Annotated in this window: 18 protein-coding genes; 14 read left to right on the forward strand and 4 right to left on the reverse strand. The window is 61.8% G+C overall.

The window, feature by feature from the left end; all coding sequences use genetic code 11:
* Positions 1–1,798 (reverse strand): peptidylprolyl isomerase (locus tag NB311A_RS16335; protein ID WP_040675679.1); only part of this gene is annotated, 1,798 nt, incomplete at its 3' end.
* A gap of 253 nt (positions 1,799–2,051) precedes the next feature.
* Here NB311A_RS16335 and tpiA point away from each other — a divergent pair.
* The 3 genes from tpiA to NB311A_RS16350 all read left to right on the forward strand — a co-directional run bounded on the left by tpiA (position 2,052) and on the right by NB311A_RS16350 (position 5,296).
* Complete coding sequence (tpiA, locus tag NB311A_RS16340; protein WP_009799827.1) at positions 2,052–2,804, forward strand: triose-phosphate isomerase; 753 nt, start codon at positions 2,052–2,054, stop codon at positions 2,802–2,804.
* Positions 2,805–3,105: 301 nt separating this feature from the next.
* Positions 3,106–3,495 (forward strand): preprotein translocase subunit SecG, encoded by a 390-nt coding sequence (secG, locus tag NB311A_RS16345; protein ID WP_009799826.1) that lies wholly within the window; start codon positions 3,106–3,108, stop codon positions 3,493–3,495.
* A 169-nt stretch (positions 3,496–3,664) separates the two neighbouring features.
* Positions 3,665–5,296, forward strand: coding sequence for a CTP synthase (locus NB311A_RS16350; protein ID WP_009799825.1), 1,632 nt, complete (start codon positions 3,665–3,667; stop codon positions 5,294–5,296).
* A 106-nt stretch (positions 5,297–5,402) separates the two neighbouring features.
* Here the strand turns inward: NB311A_RS16350 and NB311A_RS16355 are convergent, their stop codons facing one another.
* Positions 5,403–5,759: a PAAR domain-containing protein gene (locus tag NB311A_RS16355; RefSeq protein ID WP_040675746.1), complete on the reverse strand. Its 357-nt coding sequence runs from the start codon at positions 5,757–5,759 to the stop codon at positions 5,403–5,405.
* 174 nt (positions 5,760–5,933) lie between these two features.
* Here NB311A_RS16355 and kdsA point away from each other — a divergent pair, with 174 nt between their 5' ends.
* Positions 5,934–6,797: a 3-deoxy-8-phosphooctulonate synthase gene (gene kdsA, locus NB311A_RS16360; protein WP_009799822.1), complete on the forward strand. Its 864-nt coding sequence runs from the start codon at positions 5,934–5,936 to the stop codon at positions 6,795–6,797.
* Positions 6,794–8,005 carry an MFS transporter gene (locus tag NB311A_RS16365; RefSeq protein WP_009799821.1) on the forward strand — a complete coding sequence of 404 codons (1,212 nt, stop codon included), beginning with the start codon at positions 6,794–6,796 and terminating at the stop codon, positions 8,003–8,005. The genes kdsA and NB311A_RS16365 overlap by 4 nt, the downstream gene beginning before the upstream one ends.
* A gap of 3 nt (positions 8,006–8,008) precedes the next feature.
* On the opposite strand, the gene queF is transcribed toward NB311A_RS16365, so the two are convergent.
* Positions 8,009–8,485 (reverse strand): preQ(1) synthase, encoded by a 477-nt coding sequence (gene queF, locus NB311A_RS16370; RefSeq protein ID WP_040675682.1) that lies wholly within the window; start codon positions 8,483–8,485, stop codon positions 8,009–8,011.
* A gap of 351 nt (positions 8,486–8,836) precedes the next feature.
* Here queF and eno point away from each other — a divergent pair, with 351 nt between their 5' ends.
* Positions 8,837–10,120 carry a phosphopyruvate hydratase gene (eno, locus tag NB311A_RS16380; RefSeq protein WP_009799818.1) on the forward strand — a complete coding sequence of 428 codons (1,284 nt, stop codon included), beginning with the start codon at positions 8,837–8,839 and terminating at the stop codon, positions 10,118–10,120.
* A gap of 217 nt (positions 10,121–10,337) precedes the next feature.
* Here the strand turns inward: eno and NB311A_RS16385 are convergent, their stop codons facing one another.
* Complete coding sequence (locus tag NB311A_RS16385; protein ID WP_009799817.1) at positions 10,338–11,012, reverse strand: thioesterase domain-containing protein; 675 nt, start codon at positions 11,010–11,012, stop codon at positions 10,338–10,340.
* 219 nt (positions 11,013–11,231) lie between these two features.
* On the opposite strand from NB311A_RS16385, the gene NB311A_RS16390 reads away from it, so the two are divergent.
* The 8 genes from NB311A_RS16390 to lpdA all read left to right on the forward strand — a co-directional run bounded on the left by NB311A_RS16390 (position 11,232) and on the right by lpdA (position 19,584).
* Positions 11,232–12,488, forward strand: coding sequence for a hypothetical protein (locus NB311A_RS16390; RefSeq protein WP_009799816.1), 1,257 nt, complete (start codon positions 11,232–11,234; stop codon positions 12,486–12,488).
* Between the two features lie 16 nt (positions 12,489–12,504).
* Entirely contained in the window at positions 12,505–13,092 is a 588-nt protein-coding gene (locus NB311A_RS16395) for a protein-S-isoprenylcysteine O-methyltransferase (RefSeq protein ID WP_040675748.1), read from the forward strand.
* 162 nt (positions 13,093–13,254) lie between these two features.
* The gene (locus NB311A_RS16400; protein ID WP_040675750.1) at positions 13,255–13,572 is read left to right on the forward strand and encodes a septum formation initiator family protein; all 318 of its coding nucleotides are present in this window, start codon (positions 13,255–13,257) and stop codon (positions 13,570–13,572) included.
* A 190-nt stretch (positions 13,573–13,762) separates the two neighbouring features.
* Positions 13,763–14,785 (forward strand): pyruvate dehydrogenase (acetyl-transferring) E1 component subunit alpha, encoded by a 1,023-nt coding sequence (gene pdhA / locus NB311A_RS16405; protein ID WP_009799813.1) that lies wholly within the window; start codon positions 13,763–13,765, stop codon positions 14,783–14,785.
* A 26-nt stretch (positions 14,786–14,811) separates the two neighbouring features.
* A complete protein-coding gene (locus NB311A_RS16410; protein ID WP_009799812.1) occupies positions 14,812–16,227 on the forward strand; it encodes a pyruvate dehydrogenase complex E1 component subunit beta in 1,416 nt (471 codons plus the stop codon).
* A gap of 12 nt (positions 16,228–16,239) precedes the next feature.
* Positions 16,240–17,592, forward strand: a complete 1,353-nt coding sequence (locus NB311A_RS16415; protein WP_009799811.1) for a pyruvate dehydrogenase complex dihydrolipoamide acetyltransferase — start codon at positions 16,240–16,242, stop codon at positions 17,590–17,592.
* 382 nt (positions 17,593–17,974) lie between these two features.
* Positions 17,975–18,148: a DUF559 domain-containing protein gene (locus NB311A_RS23245; RefSeq protein WP_116394795.1), complete on the forward strand. Its 174-nt coding sequence runs from the start codon at positions 17,975–17,977 to the stop codon at positions 18,146–18,148.
* A 2-nt stretch (positions 18,149–18,150) separates the two neighbouring features.
* Positions 18,151–19,584, forward strand: a complete 1,434-nt coding sequence (lpdA, locus tag NB311A_RS16420; protein WP_040675752.1) for a dihydrolipoyl dehydrogenase — start codon at positions 18,151–18,153, stop codon at positions 19,582–19,584.
* Positions 19,585–19,823: the final 239 nt, after the last annotated feature.

Below are 19,823 nucleotides of genomic sequence, written 5' to 3' on the forward strand. Positions count from 1 at the left end.
TGCGCTGGATGCCTTCACGCAGCTTCTTCATTTCATCGGAGGCAAGGTCGAGCGGTGGCACCTTGACGTCGGTCACGCGGAAAACGAACCATTCGTCGTTATCCGCACCCGGAGCCTGGCCAGCGGCGCCTTTGACGACGCGGAATACGGCGGCGACCACGGCGGCGGGCAGTTCGCCCGTTGTGGCATCCCGTTTGATAGCACTCGCGCTCTCGACCTTGAGACCGAGGCTGGACGACTCTTCGGCGATCTTGCCGCCCTGCTCGAGGTTGCGGACGATGTCCGTCGCCTTGGTCATCAGGCGGCCGCTGATCTGGTCTTTGCGCCACCCCGCTTCAACCTTGTCCTTGACCTCGGCGAGAGTGCGGTCGCGCGAGGGGGTGACGCCGAGAACGTCAAACCAGACAAAGCCGTTGTTGCCGAGTTGCAGCGTGTCGTTGTCGACGCCGACATCGCTGGCGAATGCCTGCGCGATCAGGTCGACGCCCTGCGGAATCTCCGTAACGGGTTTGCCGTCCGGCGCGCGCCCGGAACGGTCGGTGGCTTCGATGGTGACCGCGGACAGTCCAACCTTTTTGGCGGCTTCAACAACGCTCGCGCCGCCTCCGCGCTCATCCTCCATTTTGTTGTGGAGGTTGTTGACCTCGGCGCGTCCGCGATCGACCGCGATGTCGTGCTTCAGTTTCGTGGCGACGCTGTCGTAGGTCGGCTGGTTGCCCGGTTCGATCTTGCTGACCTTGACAAGTGCGACGCCGAATTTTCCTTGAATCGGCTGGCTGACATCGTCGGTCTTCAGCGAGAAGGCGGCTTCAGCAACAGCGGGATCGACGATCTCGGGTCTGGAGATCGTGCCGAGGTCAATATCGGAGGTGGCAAGATTGCGCTCCTTGGCAATGTCGTCGAATGAAGCGCCGCTGGCGATTTTCTCCCGCGCGGCCTGGGCGTCTGCGACGCTGGGGAATATGATCTGCCAGATTTTTCGCCGTTCGGGTGTGGACAACTTGTCCTTGCGCTGCTCATAGACCTTTTTGGCGTCGTCGTCGGACACTGTCGTCCATTTGGCGACCTCCTCGGGCGTCAACACCACGAAAGCGATCTTGCGATACTCCGGCGCGCGGAACTGCACCTTGTGAGCATCGAAATAGCCGGACAATTGGGCCTCCGTGGGAGGATCGATGCTTCCGGCTTGTGCCGCGCCGAGCTTGACGTAATCGATGGTCCGCTGCTCGTTCTGGAAGCGGTTCAGCGCTTCCAGCAACTTTGTTGAAGGCTCGACGCCAGCCGTTACCGTTCCGACGATCTGGCGGCGCAGCGCCAAATTCCGTTGCTCGGTGACATAGCGCTGCTCGGTGTACCCCAACTGGCGGATAAGGCCGGCGAAGCGTGCCGGATCGAAAGCGCCGTTAGCTCCCTTGAAATTGGGGTCGCTCATGATCTGGCGGCTGATCTCCTTGTCCGAGACCTCAAGACCCTTGCGCCGGGCATCTTCATCGAGGGCGGCTTCCGCGATCACCTGCTGCAAAATCTGACGGTCGATGCCGAGGGCCCTGACCTGATCGGGAGGCAGCGTGCGGCCGAACTGACGTCCGATCTGTTGCAGCCGGTCGGTGTAGATTTGCCGAAACTGCTCGGTCGAAATCTCGGTGTTGCCGACTGTCGCCAGCGCCGACTGGCCGAAGCCCTGAAAGATGTCCGCGATGCCCCAGATGCCGAAGGCGACGATCAAAAGGCCCATCACGATCGTCATGAGGGTCTTGCCGAGCCAGTTTGATGAGGCGTTGCGTATTCCTCGAAGCATGAGTCCGTCTTTTGCAGGAGGGAGGTGGGTCGCACCTGAGCGGAAGCCGCGTGAGGGCGCCACCAGGTTGATAACGCATCATAAAGTGGCAAGCGCGCCGTCGCAACCTCAGCGGAACGCATCGGCTGTGAACCTAAGCGGGGCAGGGAGACTGGCCCCGGCGGATAACCTCTGCTAGCAAGGTGCGCGAACTTCGGCGGCGGATTGCCGGTATGCCGAGTTGGCGCAACATCAAATCATCCATGAGAGATCCATGACCGGGCTGCGACCGCTGATTGCTGGAAACTGGAAGATGAACGGCCTCAAGGCTTCGGCCAGCGAGCTCGGTCAGATGATCACAGGTGCGGACGGTCCCGCGCAAAAAGCCGATCTGCTGATCTGTCCGCCGGCGACGTTGGTGTTGGCGTTTGTGGGGGCGGTGCAGGGCTCGCCGGTGCGGATCGGCGGGCAGGATTGCCACCCCAAGCCCGCCGGAGCCCATACGGGTGATATTTCCGCCGAGATGCTTGCGGATGCGGGCGCCACCGCGGTCATCGTCGGCCACTCCGAGCGCCGCGCCGATCATGCAGAGACCGACGCTCTCGTGCGGCAAAAGGCCGAGGCCGCGTGGCGGGGGGGGCTGATTGCCATCGTCTGCGTCGGAGAGACCCAGGACCAGCGCGATGCCGGTCAGACACTTGAGGTGGTTGGACAGCAGCTCACGGGCTCGCTGCCGGACGGCGCGACCGCCGCCAATCTCGTCGTCGCCTATGAGCCGGTCTGGGCGATCGGCACGGGACGTACGCCGACATCGGAAGATGTTGAGGAAGTCCATAGATTTATCCGTGAACAGCTCGCAGGACGGTTTAGTGTCGAGGGGGCGAAGATCCGTATTCTGTATGGCGGATCGGTAAAGCCGTCGAACGCTGCGGAATTGTTGGCGGTTCCGAATGTGAACGGGGCGTTGATCGGCGGCGCCAGCCTCAAGGCAGCAGATTTTCTGGCGATCGCCCAGGCCGTTGCCTAACCGTCACATCGCGGCGGGCCAGTGATCCTGCGGGGGTGACAACGTCGCGTCTGATCGTGTAGATACCCGCCGAGCAGGAGTGAATTCGACATTCGCAACCCACTTGGCCGCGGGTCCCGGACGCGAATGTCAAATTCAAAACTCCATTAGCAACCTATACTTGCTAATGGTCCTTCGATTCTGACGTTCGCAAGAGGCTCGCTGAAAACGGGATGCAAATGTTAGAATCGGACCACTAGGTTCAAGCCCGCAAGATTGCGATTTCCGGCCAGCCGGCGCGCGCTTGTGATGGAAGGCCGAGATGCAGACCGTTGTTATCGTAATCCACCTGATCATCGTTTCGGTGCTGACCGTCATCGTGCTGCTGCAAAAGTCCGAAGGCGGTGGCCTCGGCATGGGCGGCGGCGCGGGATTCATGTCAAGCCGGGGCACGGCGAACCTGTTGACGCGCACCACGGCCTTTCTCGCTGCCGGTTTCTTCGCGACCAGCCTGTTCCTGTCTTGGCTTGCAGGCGCTCACCAGAAGCCGAGTTCGATCCTGGATGGAGCGCCGGCGTCGCAGTCTCAGCCGGCGGGAGGCACCGCACCGGTCGCTCCCCCCGGCGGGGGCGGACTCCTCGATTCGCTGAAACAATCGGAGCGGCCGGCTACGCCGGCGCCCGCGGGCCCGCAGGCGCCGCGCTCCCAATAAAGCAGGGACGTTATGCAGGGCGGAGACTCCGTCCTGCATCAGCCGTTTCCGGTAAGAAACTGCAATCGTTTGAATTTTGAAGTCACCCACAGCCCATCCGCATTCCGGCTGACGGCTGGCCGGGATTGGTTTTGGCGAATCGACTTTGGAGCCTTAAAGGTTGAGACCCATGGCGCGGTATATTTTCATCACCGGCGGCGTGGTCTCCTCGCTCGGAAAAGGTCTGGCGTCGGCGGCGCTCGGCGCGCTGTTGCAGGCGCGTGGCTACAAGGTCCGCCTTCGCAAGCTCGACCCCTACCTCAACCTGGATCCCGGAACGATGTCGCCGTATCAGCATGGCGAAGTGTTCGTGACGGACGACGGCGCCGAGACCGATCTCGACCTCGGTCATTACGAGCGATTTACGGGGCGTCCCGCGACCAGGCAGGACAACATCACCACCGGCCGCATCTATCAGGACATCCTGACCAAGGAGCGCCGGGGCGACTATCTCGGGGCCACCATCCAGGTGATTCCCCACGTCACCAACGCTATCAAGGCGTTCATTCTCGACGGCAATGATGGCTATGATTTCGTGCTGTGCGAGATTGGCGGCACGGTGGGTGACATCGAGGGGCTGCCGTTCTTCGAGGCGATCCGGCAGCTCAAGAATGATCTTCCGCGCGGTCATGCGATCTACGTCCACCTGACCCTGCTGCCGTTCATCCCGAGCGCCGGCGAGTTGAAGACCAAGCCGACGCAGCATTCGGTGAAGGAGCTGCGGTCTATCGGCATCCAGCCCGATATCCTGCTGTGCCGCACCGACCGGGAAATCCCCAAGGAGGAGCGCCGGAAGCTCGGATTATTCTGCAATGTCCGTGAAAGCGCCGTGATCGAAGCGCGCGACGCCGACAACATCTATGCCGTGCCGGAAGTCTATCATGCCGCGGGCCTCGACGACGAGGTTCTGGCGGCGTTCGGAATCGAGCCGGCCGCGCCTCCTGCCTTGCAAGGCTGGCATGAGATCAACGAGCGAATCCGCAACCCGGAAGGCGCGGTGACGATCGCGATCGTCGGCAAGTACACGGGCATGAAGGATGCCTACAAATCGCTGATCGAGGCGCTTTCCCACGGCGGCATCGCCAATAAGGTGAAGGTCAATCTCGACTGGATCGAGAGCGAAGTGTTCGAAAACGAAGACGCCGCGCCGTTTCTCGAACATGTCGACGGCATTCTGGTGCCGGGCGGGTTCGGGCAGCGCGGAGCCGAGGGCAAGATCAAGGCGGTGCGGTTCGCTCGCGAACGACATGTGCCCTATTTTGGCATCTGCTTCGGGATGCAGATGGCCGTGATCGAGGCGGCGCGCAATCTCGTTGGAATTGCAGGCGCCAACTCGACCGAGTTCGGTCCGACCAGCGAGCCGCTGGTTGGACTGATGACGGAATGGTTGCGCGGCAACGAGTTGGAAAAGCGCTCCAGGGCCGGGGACCTCGGCGGCACCATGCGGCTGGGGGCTTACCCGGCGGCGCTCAAGCGCGGCAGCCGCGTCTCCAAAATCTACGGAGGGGCGCTCGAGATTTCCGAGCGGCACCGCCATCGCTACGAAGTCAACACCGCCTACAAGGATCGGCTGGAGCAGCACGGCTTGCGGTTCTCGGGCCTGTCGCCTGACGGTGTGCTGCCCGAGATCGTCGAGTACGAAGACCATCCCTGGTTCATCGGGGTGCAATACCACCCGGAACTGAAGTCGCGGCCGTTCGAGCCGCATCCGCTGTTCGCCTCGTTCATCCAGGCTGCGGTGGTGCAGAGCCGGCTGGTTTAGCCGGGCATTTTCGCTTCTGATGGAATCAGAAGCGAAGCTCTGGATTTTTCTTTTGACGCGTTTTCTTCATGCGAAGCGGTATCCGCTTCGCTCGAAAATGCTATAGCTATTTCGCACACCCGGATGTCTGGTCGCCCTGGCGCGCCATCGGCTTGCCGTTGATGAACACGCCATGGCCGCCAGAAGCGACCGAGCCGCCGCATCCGGTTCGGTCGCCGGTCACCGTGGCGGGTTTACCGTTGATGAAGACGTTGGACGATCCTTCGATCAACGCGCCGCCGGTCGTCGCGTCGCCCTGACGCGCGGCGGGTTTGCCGTTGACCGTCACGTTCTGGCTTCCGCTGGTAATGACGCCGGGCGATTGCGCTACCGGGTTTGGCGTTTGACCCCACGCCGGTCCCGGTCGAGACGCTCCGATAAAGGCGGACGCCGCGGCGATGGAAACAATGATAGACGCGCGCATCGGCGACTCCGGGAAAGACGACGTACAGCCTATCAGGCCGGACATGGCGGAGCTACGGTCGGCGGGCCGGCACAGGCCAGCATCCGGTGGCCGGCAACTTCCGTTCGAAGCCGCGACAAGCGGGTTGATCCCGCCGTCGCTGCCCGGCATGGTCCGCCGGCAAAGGAATTCGCCTTGAACCAGTCTGTCTCCGCAGCGCCCGTCGTTTCCGTCGGCTCCGTCACTTTCGGCCAGGACCAGCCGCTGTCGATCATTGCCGGTCCGTGCCAGATGGAAAGCCGGGCTCACGCACTCGAAGTTGCTGGCGCTCTGAAAGAGATCGCCGCGCGGCTGAACATCGGCCTCGTGTTCAAATCCTCGTTCGACAAGGCCAACCGCACCAGCGCTTCGGGCGCGCGCGGGATCGGGTTGAAGCAGGCGCTGCCGGTTTTCGCGGAGATTCGGTCGTCGCTCGGATTGCCTGTGCTGACCGATATCCATGAGGCAGCCCAATGCGCCGAGGTCGCGGAGGCGGTCGATGTGCTGCAAATCCCGGCGTTTCTGTGCCGGCAGACCGACCTGTTGCTGGCGGCGGCGGCAACCGGCAAGGTGGTCAATGTCAAGAAGGGGCAGTTTCTGGCGCCGTGGGATATGGGGAACGTGGTTGCCAAGATCACGGGCGGCGGCAACCGCAACGTTCTGGTGACTGAGCGCGGCGTGTCGTTCGGCTACAATACGCTAGTGTCCGATATGCGCGCGCTGCCGATCCTTGCGCGCACTACCGGTGCGCCGGTCATTTTCGATGCCACACATTCGGTGCAGCAGCCGGGCGGCAAGGGTACCTCAAGCGGCGGTGAGCGCGAATTCGTGCCGGTGCTGGCGCGCGCGGCGGTCGCGGTCGGCGTCGCCGGTGTGTTCATCGAGACCCATCCCGATCCTGATCATGCGCCGTCGGACGGTCCCAACATGGTGCCGTTGCGCGACTTCGAGGCGCTGGTGCGGAGGCTAACGGCGTTCGATGCGCTGGCGAAGGCGGCCGATCCGGCCTGCCCGGAATGACATCGGATGCCCCGGCAGCGGCCGGGAAGAACAAATTGCCGCCGCTCCTGAACATCATCGCACTGGCCACCTTCGCCGCGAGTCTGTCGACCCGCGCGATGGACCCGGTGCTGCCGCATGTCGCCGACGATCTGTCGGTGACGGTCGCGACAGCCGCCGGCTTGTCGGCGGTCACCGCCTTCTCGTTCGCCATCGTGCAGCCGCTGATCGGCGCGGCCGCCGATGTCTTCGGCAAGGGGCGGCTGATGCTGATGTGCCTGGTTCTGCTCGGCATCTCGAACGTCGCCGGCGCGCTGTGTACGTCCTATACGGCGCTGTTCATGACGCGAATCTTCGCCGGGATCGCGTCAGGCGGCGTTTTTCCGGTCGCGCTCGGCATGGCAAGCGACCTGGTGCCGGTGCCGCAGCGTCAGGTAGCGATCGGCCGAACCATCGCGGGTACGATGGGGGGCAACCTTCTGGGCGCTTCGTTTGCCGGCGTGATCGGCGATTTCGTTGGTTGGCGCGGCGTGCTTGTCGTGCTCGGAGCGCTGGTTCTTGCCGTTTCGATCGCCGTAAGACTTGGATTCCGGCGCGGCGACGTGATCGCGACCTCGCGACGGATGAAACTGACCGATCTGTGGCAAGGTTATCGGCAGATCTTCAGCAATCCCAACGCCAAAGTCTGCTATTCCGCCGTTTTCATCGAAGGTTGCTGCGTGCTCGGGCTGTTCCCTTATGTCGCGGCGTTCCTGTTCGAACTCGGTGAAACCCGGCTGTCGATCGCGGGCGTCGTCATCGCCGGATTTGCCGTCGGCGGCCTGTTCTACACCATGACGGTGTCGCGGTTCCTGTCGCTGCTCGGCGTACGCGGCATGATGATATCCGGCGCGATGCTGGTGGCGGCGCAGATCGTCGTCGTCGGCTTCGGGCCGGACTGGCGCATCCAGCTTCTCAGCTTCGTTGCGATGGGTTGGGGTTTCTACATGCTGCATGGCTGCCTGCAGGTGTTCGCCAGTGAATTGTCCGAGCAGGCGCGGGCGACCGCGCTGTCGCTGCATTCGTTCTTTTTCTACATGGGGCAGACGGCAGGCCCGATCGCCTATGGAGCGAGCCTTTCATGGGCCGGGAAATTTCCGACGCTTGCCGCGAACGCCGTCGTCATCGCACTTCTTGGATTGGCTTGCGCGCGGCTGCTGGCCGGCAAGGATGGATCACGCGCGCGTTAAGAATCAGCCCCGTCCCCGGTAGGACGCGACGTCCTGATCCGGAATCCAGACGCCCCTCGGCGCCGTTCCCGTCTGCCAGAACACGTCGATGGGAATGCCGCCGCGCGGAAACCAGTAGCCGCCGATACGCAGCCATTTCGGTTTGATCGCGCCGACGATGCGCTTGCCGATCGCCACCGTGCAGTCCTCGTGGAAGGCTCCGTGATTGCGAAAACTGGCGAGATAGAGCTTGAGCGATTTTGACTCCAGCAGCCAGGATGCCGGCACATAGTCGATGACCAGATGCGCAAAATCCGGCTGGCCGGTGACCGGACACAGTGCGGTGAACTCCGGCGCGGTGAAACGCGCGACGTAGCTGGTGTCTTTCTGCGGATTGGGCACGCGGTCGAGCTTTGCCTTCTCCGGAGAATCAGGCCACGCCACGGCGCGGCCGAGCTGCAAAGGAGACGATTTTGGCGAAGAGGGGAGCTTTCGTGGCATGATCGTTTCTGTCGAAGCGGGATCAGCGAATCTGGAAGCCGGCTTTTGCGTCCGCTCGCGGTGTGAACTGTCTTAAACGGCGCGTGATCTTTCGGCAAAACGTTCACGCTTTGGCGAGATCGCTGCTGATATCCAATCCTGACGGACTATAGCGTTTTCGAGCGAAGTGGATACCGGTTCGGCGTGAAGAAGAAAGCGCGTCAGATCAGAATCATAGAGCCCCGCTTCTGACGCCGTCAGAAGCGGATAGGTCCTCGTCACGGGAGCGTCGTGATTCACGGCCTTTCCCGCCCCCAAGCATTGCTGTAGAAGCAGCGCAAAATCCAGTGATCCAGTGATTCAGAGGTTCTTATGACTGCCATCGTCGACATCATCAGCCGCGAAATTCTTGACAGCCGCGGCAATCCGACCGTTGAGGTCGATGTGGTGCTCGAAGATGGCGCGACGGGCCGGGCCGCCGTGCCATCCGGCGCTTCGACCGGCGCTTATGAGGCGGCCGAACTGCGTGACGACGACAAGAGCCGCTATCAGGGCAAGGGTGTGCGAAAAGCGGTCGAGGCGGTGAACGGCGAGATTTTCGATGCGATCGGAGGCATGGACGCCGAGCAGCAGGTGCAGATCGACGAGACCCTGATCGAACTCGACGGCACCGCCAACAAGGGCCGCCTCGGCGCCAACGCGATTCTCGGTGTCTCGCTGGCGCTCGCCAGGGCGGCGGCAGACTCTCTCGACATACCGCTGTACCGCTATGTCGGCGGCGTCATGGCGAGGACGCTTCCGGTGCCGATGATGAATATCGTCAACGGCGGCGTGCATGCCGATAATCCGATCGACTTCCAGGAATTCATGATCATGCCGGTCGGCGCCAATACGTTCTCGGACGCGCTGCGCTGCGGTTCAGAAATTTTCCACACATTGAGGTCCGAGCTGAAGAAAGCCGGCCACAACACCAACGTCGGCGACGAGGGTGGCTTTGCACCGGACCTGCCATCAGCCGGCGCCGCGCTCGATTTCATCATGGGCGCGATCGTCAAGGCCGGGTACAGGCCGGGCGATGACGTGGCGCTGGCGCTCGATCCGGCTTCCACCGAATTCTTCAAGGACGGCAAGTACGTTTACGAAGGCGAGGGCAAGACCCGTTCGATCGAGGAGCAGGCAAAATATCTCGCCAAGCTGGCCTCGGACTACCCCATCGTCTCTATCGAGGACGGCATGGCCGAGGACGATTTCGAGGGCTGGAAGCTCATTACCGATATGATCGGCAAGACGTGCCAACTTGTCGGTGACGACCTGTTCGTTACCAACGTGACGCGACTCGCCGACGGCATCCGAAATGGCCGTGCCAATTCCATTCTTATCAAGGTCAACCAGATCGGTACGTTGACCGAGACGCTTGCCGCTGTCGAGATGGCGTACAAAGCTGGCTACACCGCCGTGATGTCGCACCGATCGGGGGAGACCGAGGACTCCACCATCGCTGACCTCGCGGTCGCCACCAATTGCGGACAGATCAAGACCGGATCGCTGTCGCGTTCGGATCGGGCCGCCAAGTACAATCAGTTGCTGCGCATCGAGCAACAACTCGGGACCCAGGCCAAGTACGGTGGCCGCGCGGCGCTCAAGGCGCTGGCGTAGCGGGACCAATAGACGAAAGCGGCGGACGCAGGGTCTTGTTCAGAATTATAGTATTTTCGAGCGAAGCATGTCCTCGGGCTCGGCCCTAGGATGAGAGCATCGGTTTACGTGAAGAAGCGCGTCAAAACAGACGAAGTCTTTCACCGTTCCCATGAAGCAGCGAAGACTCCAGCAGTTGCGTCGCTTCGCCGCCTGAAGCGGCCAGAGGCCGTCTCGCTTACTGCGCCGGCGCTGCCGAAATCTGATCGCGCCTGGCAGGTCGCTTGACGCGATGTGAGCCCCGGCCGACGGCCTGAAGAACAGCCGCGATCGCCCTGCGATGGAGGGCTTCAGCCTTGTCGACGTCAAAATGGCTATACCTGCCGCCTTCGTTGAGGTTAGACAGGCTGCCGTGGAACCGCTTGCTTGCCTCGACCGGGCGTCCCCAGGCGGTGGGGACGTAGAAATTAATGATGCGGCGAACGTTAGGGGGAACCCGGTCCGGCGCCGTTGGATCGAAGTTCACGATAAGGGCCACGGGAATTCTGCGCTCGTTAAGCTTGCGGGCCAGGGCGATCGTGGTGTCTGCTCCGAAAGAATGGCCCATCAGAATCACCGGTTCACGGTTTCCGGCACGAAAATTCGCGGTGATGCTGTCGGCGAGCGAGGACCAGGAGGTATAGGAGACGGCTTCGGCCTTTACGCCGGCTCTCTGGAGTTTTGCGGCAAGTTCATCCATGCCCAGCGAAAATACGTTAAACAGGCCCCGCATAAGATAAACATGACCTGGCCTGTGCGGCGCCATAGTCTGCGCGATGGCCGAATTGGCCATGAATCCACCGAGCGCAAACAGGATAAGACCTCCGATCCCGGCACGCAGGCCACGGCGGGCAGACGGAAAATCAGTCGGCATCGATGAGTTCCATTCAAGTGGTTTGAAGCCCCTATATTTCCGCTTCGTGCTCTCTCGTCAATTGTATTGCTAGAAATCCTGTGCGTTGTGATTGAAACATCACACATGGCTTGTTTCCAGGGAAGTATTCGAGGTCGAAGTTGGGTATCGTGTTGGTGGCCGGAAGAATCTTCGTTTCTCTGCCCGGCTTGAAAATATGATGACTACGGAAATGGCGGGATGATCGCTCGGCGGCATGTCTTTCATATTGGCGGATACGATCCGATTTCTCCGGAACAGCAACGCCACCGCTTGGAGCGATCGCTTTCGGTGTTTCGGCATACGTGGGGCGTGAGCGCCGGGATCGTAAGCACGCCCGAGGCGACGCCGGTTAGCGCGTCCTGGGTCATCGAGGCGTCCGGGCCCAACTGGAACACGCGTACATCCTATGAAATGCTGCGATGGGACGACTTGATCGTTGAAGATCATGCGCGGGGCATGTGGTCGCGCCTATGGCAGAGCTTCGTCACGCTGGTTGATTTCGTTGTGACCGGCACACTGTTCCGTTTTATGTATGCGAACTGGAAATATGCCGGCTTCTTTCTGTTTCCGTATCTGTACGTCGCAGCGTTCATCGGATGCGGCGCGGCGGTCGGATACGGCCTGGTCTGGCTCACGGGCGTGACCGGATTCCCGGCGGGCGTGGTCTGGGCGGGGGCGGCCGTGGGCGTCACGGCTGGCTTGTTGCTCCTGCTGGGCTGGCGGCGTCCGATCAACCATGTGTTCGACGACTGGATATTTTCGCGCGAGTTTGTATACGGCCGGCGGCCGCGGATGGATGCCCGGATCGATCGGTTCTCAGAGCGGATACTCGATCGGGTTCGCAACGCCGATGTCGATGAGATCGTCATCGTCGGTCATTGCCTCGGCGCCGCGCTGGTCATGGATACGGTCGCGCGCGCGCTCAAGCGCGACCCTGAACTTGCGCGGCGCGGCCCTTCGCTGTGCATCCTCACCGTCGGCTCTACCATTGCGAAATTCGCGCTGCATCCGCGCGGCGAGCGCATTCGTCAGGCCACGCAAGCCGTCGCCGGGGAACTCGGAATTCCGTGGACCGAATACCACGCCCGCGACGACGCCATCAGCTTCTATCGCTTCGATCCGCTCCTGTTGAAGCGCGTCAGCCGCGAGCGCTCAGGCGGGCGCCCGATCATCCGGCGCGTGCAGTTGCACAACATGATGGACAAGGCTAGCTTCCGGCGTCACCGGTTCAATTTCATGCTGTTGCACTACAAGTTCTTGATGGGAAACAGCGTGCGCGCCAACTACGACCATTGTCTTATCGTTTGCGGTCCGCTGCCATTCGATGAGATCACGGCGTCCCGCGGCGGTGTCGATCGTTTCGGAGAGGATGGTGCGCTTCTTAAGAGCGTGCCATCGGAGGTGGACGCAGCCGCAACCAGGCTGGCGGATGCCGCCGCCGTCGGTGCTGCGTAAGCGTGGCGGGCGGCTGATGTCTTCGATCGCTCTGGGACAGACGATATGGCTTATCGGCATCGTCGCCTGGTTTGTCATCCGCTATCCCTACGCCCGGCGGGCGAGGGGCGCTGCGACGTTGCGGCGCGACGGGACCTGGCGCGAGCGCGTGCTTCTGGCGGCGGCTTTTGCCGGACTGTTTCTCATTCCGATGATCAATCTCGCGACCGGTTGGCCGCGCGCTTGCGCTTACGATCCGGGTTATGGTCTCGTCGTGCTGGGCGGCGTCTTGTTTGCCTTCTCGCTCTGGCTATTCCGCCGGTCACACAAGGACCTCGGCCGGCAATGGTCGGCCTCGCTCGAGGTGCGTGAAGGGCACCGGGTCGTTCGCAGCGGTGTGTATCGGACGATCCGCCATCCGATGTATGCTTCGTTCTGGCTGTGGGGGATCGCGCAAGCCTGCCTGCTGCCGAACGTCGTTGCCGCCTTCAGCGGAGTCGTCGCCGTGGCGGTGCTGTTTTTCGCGCGCGTCCGCTTCGAGGAGCGGATGATGATCGAGATGTTCGGAGAAGACTATCGCCGCTACATGCAGCAAACACACCGCATCATTCCCGGCGTGTATTGACCGGAGGTCGAAGGTCCGGCGAAGGTTTTCTGGTGATTATGTCTCTCGCACGGAGCTGCGCCCTGCATCCTCTTCGCGCCGTCAGGTTGCAATCCCAACCGGATGACGCCGCTCCGCTTGGCCGTTAGCGAAGCTTTAACCGGACCATCGCATCGTCGGTTCATGGTCTCGCGCTCACGGCTCATATCGCTGCTCACCGGCCTTGCTCTCTATACGATGGCGGCAATGATCGTCGGCTATTTCGGCGTCAACGCCTATACCGGCAAGTACGGGCTGAACGCGCGGCAAGAGCTCGATCAGGAGATCATCGCGCTGACGTCCGAACTGGCGCGGCTGAAGGCGGAGCGCGCAGAAGGTGAAAAGCGGGTCGCACTTTTACGTTCAAGCGGAATCGACCCCGACATGCTCGATGAGCGCGTCCGGTATCAGCTCGGCTATGCCAATCCGCGCGATCTGATTCACGTCATCCGCCAGAAATAGGGATGCGCTGTGAGCGAATAGCTCGCGGGCACTCCATCCTTTTCGAACAAGGTTTTTGTCTAATTTCAAAAACCGCTGATTTTCGGTCACGGAATTTCGCGGCGTCTCAAACATCTGCAAGATCACGCGCTTTCAAGGTTGCCTGACTTGGGTTAGAGAGGGTGATCCTTTCTAGCTTCCCGGAATTGCCATGGTTGCATCCAAGAAGAGCGTCGCGCAGGCGGCGGGCAACGGCTCGAAAAGCCAGCCACCTCCCTCGTTTACGCGCGAGCAGGAACTTCACGCATTGCGCGAAATGCTGCTGATCCGCCGTTTCGAGGAAAAAGCCGGCCAGCTCTATGGAATGGGTGCGATCGGCGGCTTTTGTCATCTTTACATCGGCCAGGAGGCGATCGTCGTCGGAATGCAGATGGCTCTCGAAGAGGGCGATCAGGTCATCACCGGCTATCGCGATCACGGGCACATGCTGGCTTGCGGCATGGACGCCAAGGGCGTGATGGCTGAACTGACGGGGCGGCGCGGCGGCTATTCCAGGGGCAAGGGCGGCTCCATGCACATGTTCAGCAAGGAGAAGCATTTCTACGGCGGTCACGGCATCGTCGGCGCGCAGGTGTCGCTTGGAACGGGCCTCGCCTTCGCCAACCGCTATCGCGGCAACGATCGCGTCAGTCTCACTTATTTCGGGGACGGGGCGGCCAATCAGGGGCAGGTCTATGAGAGCTTCAATATGGCGGAGCTCTGGAAGCTCCCGGTCGTCTACATCATCGAAAACAACCGGTACGCAATGGGCACCTCCGTGGCGCGTTCGTCGGCGCAGACGGATTTTTCCAAGCGCGGCATGTCCTTCGACATTCCCGGCGAGCAGATCGACGGCATGGATGTCCGCGCCGTGAAGGCGGCAGGCGACAAGGCTGTGAAATGGTGTCGCGAGGGCAATGGTCCCTACATCCTGGAAATGCAGACCTACCGCTATCGCGGTCACTCGATGTCGGATCCGGCGAAGTACCGGACCCGCGAGGAGGTCGACAAGGTCCGGCACGATCAGGATCCGATCGAACAGGTTCGCAACCGGCTGCTGGCGGCCAAGGTCTCCGAGGACGATTTGAAGAAGATCGATGCGGAAGCGCGCGAGATCGTCAATACGGCTGCGGACTTTGCGCAAAACGATCCAGAGCCCGACGCATCCGAACTTTACACCGACATTTATCGCTGAGCGCGCAAGCCTTTTTCGGAGCGATCATGCCAATCCAAGTTCTGATGCCTGCGCTTTCGCCGACCATGGAGAAGGGCAACCTCGCCAAGTGGCTGAAGAAGGAGGGCGAGACGATCAAATCGGGCGACGTTATCGCGGAGATCGAGACCGATAAGGCGACTATGGAAGTCGAGGCGACCGACGAGGGCACGCTCGGCAAAATACTGGTTCCCGAAGGAACCGCCGACGTGGCGGTGAACACGCCGATCGCTACCATTCTCGCCGATGGCGAGAGCGCTGCCGATCTTGGCAAGACAGAGTCGAAGGCTTCCAAGACATCGCCCGCTTCCGTTCAGGACGTTTCGAAGGACGTCGCGGAATCCCGTTCGCCGGTGGGCGAGGGCAAGCCGATGATCTCGGATCCGCCCCGCTCTGCCGGATCAGCGATCTCAGAGGATCCCGACATCCCTGCCGGCACCGAGATGGTGACCATGACCATCCGCGAGGCGCTGCGCGACGCCATGGCCGAGGAAATGCGCCGCGACGATGATGTCTTTCTGATGGGCGAGGAGGTCGCCGAATATCAAGGCGCCTACAAGGTGTCGCAGGGCCTGTTGCAGGAATTCGGCGCGCGGCGGGTGATCGACACGCCCATCACCGAGCACGGTTTTGCCGGCGTCGGCGTCGGCGCGGCGATGGCGGGCCTGAAACCGATCGTCGAGTTCATGACGTTCAACTTCGCCATGCAGGCGATCGACCAGATCATCAATTCGGCCGCCAAGACGCTCTATATGTCCGGCGGCCAGATGGGCTGCGGAATCGTGTTTCGCGGCCCCAACGGCGCCGCGGCGCGCGTCGCCGCTCAGCACAGCCAGGACTATTCGGCCTGGTACTCGCAAATCCCGGGCCTCAAGGTGATCGCGCCGTATTCAGCCGCTGACTACAAGGGGCTTTTGAAAGCCGCGATCCGTGATCCCAATCCGGTGATTTTCCTTGAGAATGAAATTCTGTATGGACACACCGGCCCGGTGCCGAAACTCGATGACTATGTGCTGCCGATCGGCAAGGCGCGAATCGCGCGGACTGGTCAGCACGTTACGCTGGTCTCCTGGTCGAATGGCATGACCTACGCACTGAAAGCTGCCAATGAACTCGCCAAGGAGGGCATCGAGGCCGAGGTCGTCGACTTGCGCACGCTGCGGCCGATGGACACCGACACCATCGTGGCGTCGGTGCAAAAGACCGGCCGCGCGGTGACCGTGGAGGAGGGGTGGCAGCAGTCGGGCGTCGGCGCGGAGATCGTCGCGCGCATCATGGAACACGCCTTCGACTATCTCGACGCGCCGGTGATGCGCGTTTCGGGCAAGGACGTGCCGATGCCTTATGCCGCGAATCTCGAAAAGCTGGCGCTGCCGTCGGTGGCTGAGGTCGTCGCCGCGGCCAAGGCCGTCTGTTATCGGTAAGCGGGGCCCATCATGCCGATCAACATTCTGATGCCCGCGCTGTCGCCGACGATGGAGAAGGGCAATCTCGCCAGGTGGCTCAAGAAAGAAGGCGACGCGGTCAAGTCCGGCGATGTTATCGCCGAGATCGAGACCGACAAGGCGACCATGGAAGTCGAAGCGGTGGACGAGGGGATCATCGCGAAAATCCTGGTGCCGGAAGGCACGCAGGACGTGCCGGTCAACAACGTCATCGCGGTGCTCGCCGGGGACGGTGAGGACGTGAAAGCGGCGGCGAGCGGAGCGACCTCAGAGCCGAGGAACGCCGCCAAGGCAGAATCCAGGGTGGAGGCGAAAGCTGGTAACGGGGGAACGGCTCGCGCCTCCGATGCATCGTCCAGCATGTCTGCTTCCAAGCCTCCGTCGCCAGAATCGGCAGCGCCACGATCGGCCAATGGTCATACCCGCATCTTCTCCTCGCCGCTGGCGCGGCGGCTCGCCGGCGAGGCCGGCATCGAACTGGCGCGCATCGAGGGCAGCGGCCCGCACGGACGTATCGTCGCGCGCGACGTGGAGCAGGCGAAGTCCGGCAAGGGGCTGAAGGCGCCCGCTGCACCGGCGGGTGCGCCGGCGATCGCGCCTTCGATGTCGGACAAGCAGATCCTGTCGCTGTTCGAGGACGGCTCCTACGAACGCGTCCCGCATGACAACATGCGCCGCACGATCGCGCAGCGCCTGACCGCGTCGATCCAGACCATTCCGCATTTCTATCTGACGATGGACTGCGACATCGGACGGCTGCTGTCCGCGCGCGAAGACATCAACGCGTCCGCGCCGAAGGACAAGGAGAAGAAGTCTCTCTACAAGCTTTCGGTCAACGACTTCGTCATCAAGGCGATGGCGGTGGCGCTGCAACGCGTGCCGAATGCCAATGTGAGCTGGACCGAAGGCGGCATGCTCAGGCATAGGCACTCCGATGTCGGCGTCGCGGTTGCGATGCCGGGCGGACTGATCACGCCGATTATCCGTAAGGCCGAGACCAAGTCGCTTTCCGCCATCTCATCCGAAATGAAGGATTTCGCCGCGCGGGCGCGGGCGCGCAAACTCAAGCCCGAGGAGTATCAGGGCGGCACCACCGCCGTCTCCAATCTCGGCATGTACGGCATCAAGGATTTCACCGCCGTCATCAACCCGCCGCACGCCACGATCCTCGCGGTCGGCGCCAGTGAGGAGCGGGCGGTGGTTCGTAGCGGCAGGATCGAGGCGGCGCACATCATGAGCGTGACGCTGAGTTGCGACCACCGCGCGGTCGACGGCGCGCTCGGCGCGGAACTGATCGGCGCGTTCAAGACGCTGATCGAGAACCCCGTGATGATGATGGTGTGAAGCTTCTTTGATAGGAGAAGTCGGTGCCCGCAAAATCAGTGAAAGTCAATCTAACGAATCACCCTCTTAGTCGCGAAGAATCCGGGGTGACGTTTGATGTTGAAGTAAGGCGGAGCGAAGTTTAGCGAACTCGTGGTGGGCAAGGGTGGGATTCGTTGGAATCCCAGAGGTAAGCAAGACCATCATCACATGCGTTGCGGAGAATTAGACAAAGCTATGCGAGATCAGCCAAAAAGGTGATCCCTTTCTTCCCTCTCCCCTTGTGGGAGAGGGTGGACACCGAAGGCGGCCGGGTGAGGGGTATGCGCCGACGCATTGCGAAACCGAAGCGGACCTTTGCGAGAGTGCTTCGCACAAACGCGACCGATGCTGAAATCGCGCTGTGGAATGCGGTTTTCGTATACTGCGGTTTTGGAATAATGACATTCTGCTAAAGACTTCTGCGGTTGTCGAAGAGATCCGTGCGAGCGTAAGTCCCCCCTCACCCGGCTTCGCGCCTGCCGGCACTCAGCCACCCTCTCCCACAAGGGGAGAGGGAAAGACAAGAAGCGAATGACCATGCCTGACACCTCCTTCGACGTCATCATCATCGGCTCCGGTCCGGGCGGCTACGTCACCGCGATCCGCGCCGCGCAACTCGGCTTCAAGACGGCGGTCGTCGAGAAGCAGCATCTCGGTGGTATCTGCCTGAACTGGGGTTGCATTCCGACCAAGGCGCTGCTGCGCTCGGCGGAAATCTACCATTACATGCAGCATGCCAAGGATTACGGCCTGTCGGCGGAGAAGGTGAGCTTCGATCCGAAGGCAGTGGTGCAGCGTTCGCGCGGGGTTTCGAAGCGTCTCAACGAGGGCGTCGGCTTCCTGATGAAGAAGAACAAGGTCGCCGTGATCTGGGGCGAGGCGTCGATCGACGCGCCCGGAAAGATCACGGTGAAGAAGTCTGACTCGCGCCTCGCCACCGATCCGCCGAAGGGCGCGCTTGCCGAGGGCGGCTATCAGGCCAGGCACATCATCGTCGCGACCGGCGCGCGGCCGCGCGTGCTGCCGGGACTGGAGCAGGACGGCAAGCTGGTGTGGACCTATTTCGAGGCGATGGTCGCGCCGAAGGTTCCGAAGTCGCTGCTCGTCGTCGGCTCAGGCGCGATCGGCATCGAGTTCGCCTCATTCTTCCGCACCATGGGCGCTGAGGTCACGGTGGTCGAAGTGCTGCCGCAGATTCTTCCGGTTGAAGATGCCGAGATCGCCGCGCTTGCCCGCAAGCAGTTCGAGAAGCAGGGCATCAAGATCATGACCTCCACGAAGGTCACCAGGCTCGACAAGAAGGCCGATAGCGTGGTGGCCACGATCGATGCGGGCGATGGCAAGCCGGTCACCGCCGAGTTCGAGCGGGTGATTTCGGCGGTCGGCGTGGTCGGCAATATCGAGAATCTCGGATTGGAAAAGCTCGGCGTGAAAACGGATCGCGGCTGCATCGTGATCGACGGCTATGGCAGGACCAACGTGCCGGGCATTTATGCGATCGGCGACGTCGCCGGACCGCCGATGCTGGCGCACAAGGCCGAGCACGAGGGAGTCATCTGCATCGAGGCGATCAAGGACCTCAAGCCGCATCCGATGGACAAGAGCCTGATCCCTGGCTGCACCTACTGTCACCCGCAAGTCGCCTCCGTCGGCCTCACCGAGGCCAAGGCGAAGGCGGCGGGCAGGGACATCCGTGTCGGCCGCTTTCCGTTCGCCGGCAACGGCAAGGCCATCGCGCTGGGCGAGGATCAGGGGTTGGTGAAAGTGATCTTCGACAAAAAAACCGGGCAACTGCTCGGCGCGCACATGGTGGGCGCAGAGGTCACCGAGTTGATCCAGGGCTACGTGGTTGCGATGAATCTCGAAACCACCGAGGAAGAACTGATGCACACCATCTTCCCGCATCCGACACTTTCGGAAATGATGAAGGAGGCGGTGCTCGACGCCTATGGGCGCGTGCTGAATATGTAAGAGCGGAAGCGGTTCGAACAGCAACCGGCCCGCTCGGACGACCGCTGACCAGAATCGGCGCGAACTATTGTAGAGCGCGGCTGATCGAGCCATTGTTGCTCTGCGATAACATTGTTGCCAGGGCGCAACACCAGCTGGCCATTTAATCCTATGAACAGGTGGCTCTTGCATGCGCCGCTATTTAGCCACACCCCTTCGTGAAATTTACTTGTCGGCTAAAGGCTGGCGCTTTCGCGGAA

The sequence above is a fragment of the Nitrobacter sp. Nb-311A genome (genome assembly GCF_000152905.1).
Taxonomy (GTDB): Bacteria; Pseudomonadota; Alphaproteobacteria; order Rhizobiales; family Xanthobacteraceae; genus Nitrobacter.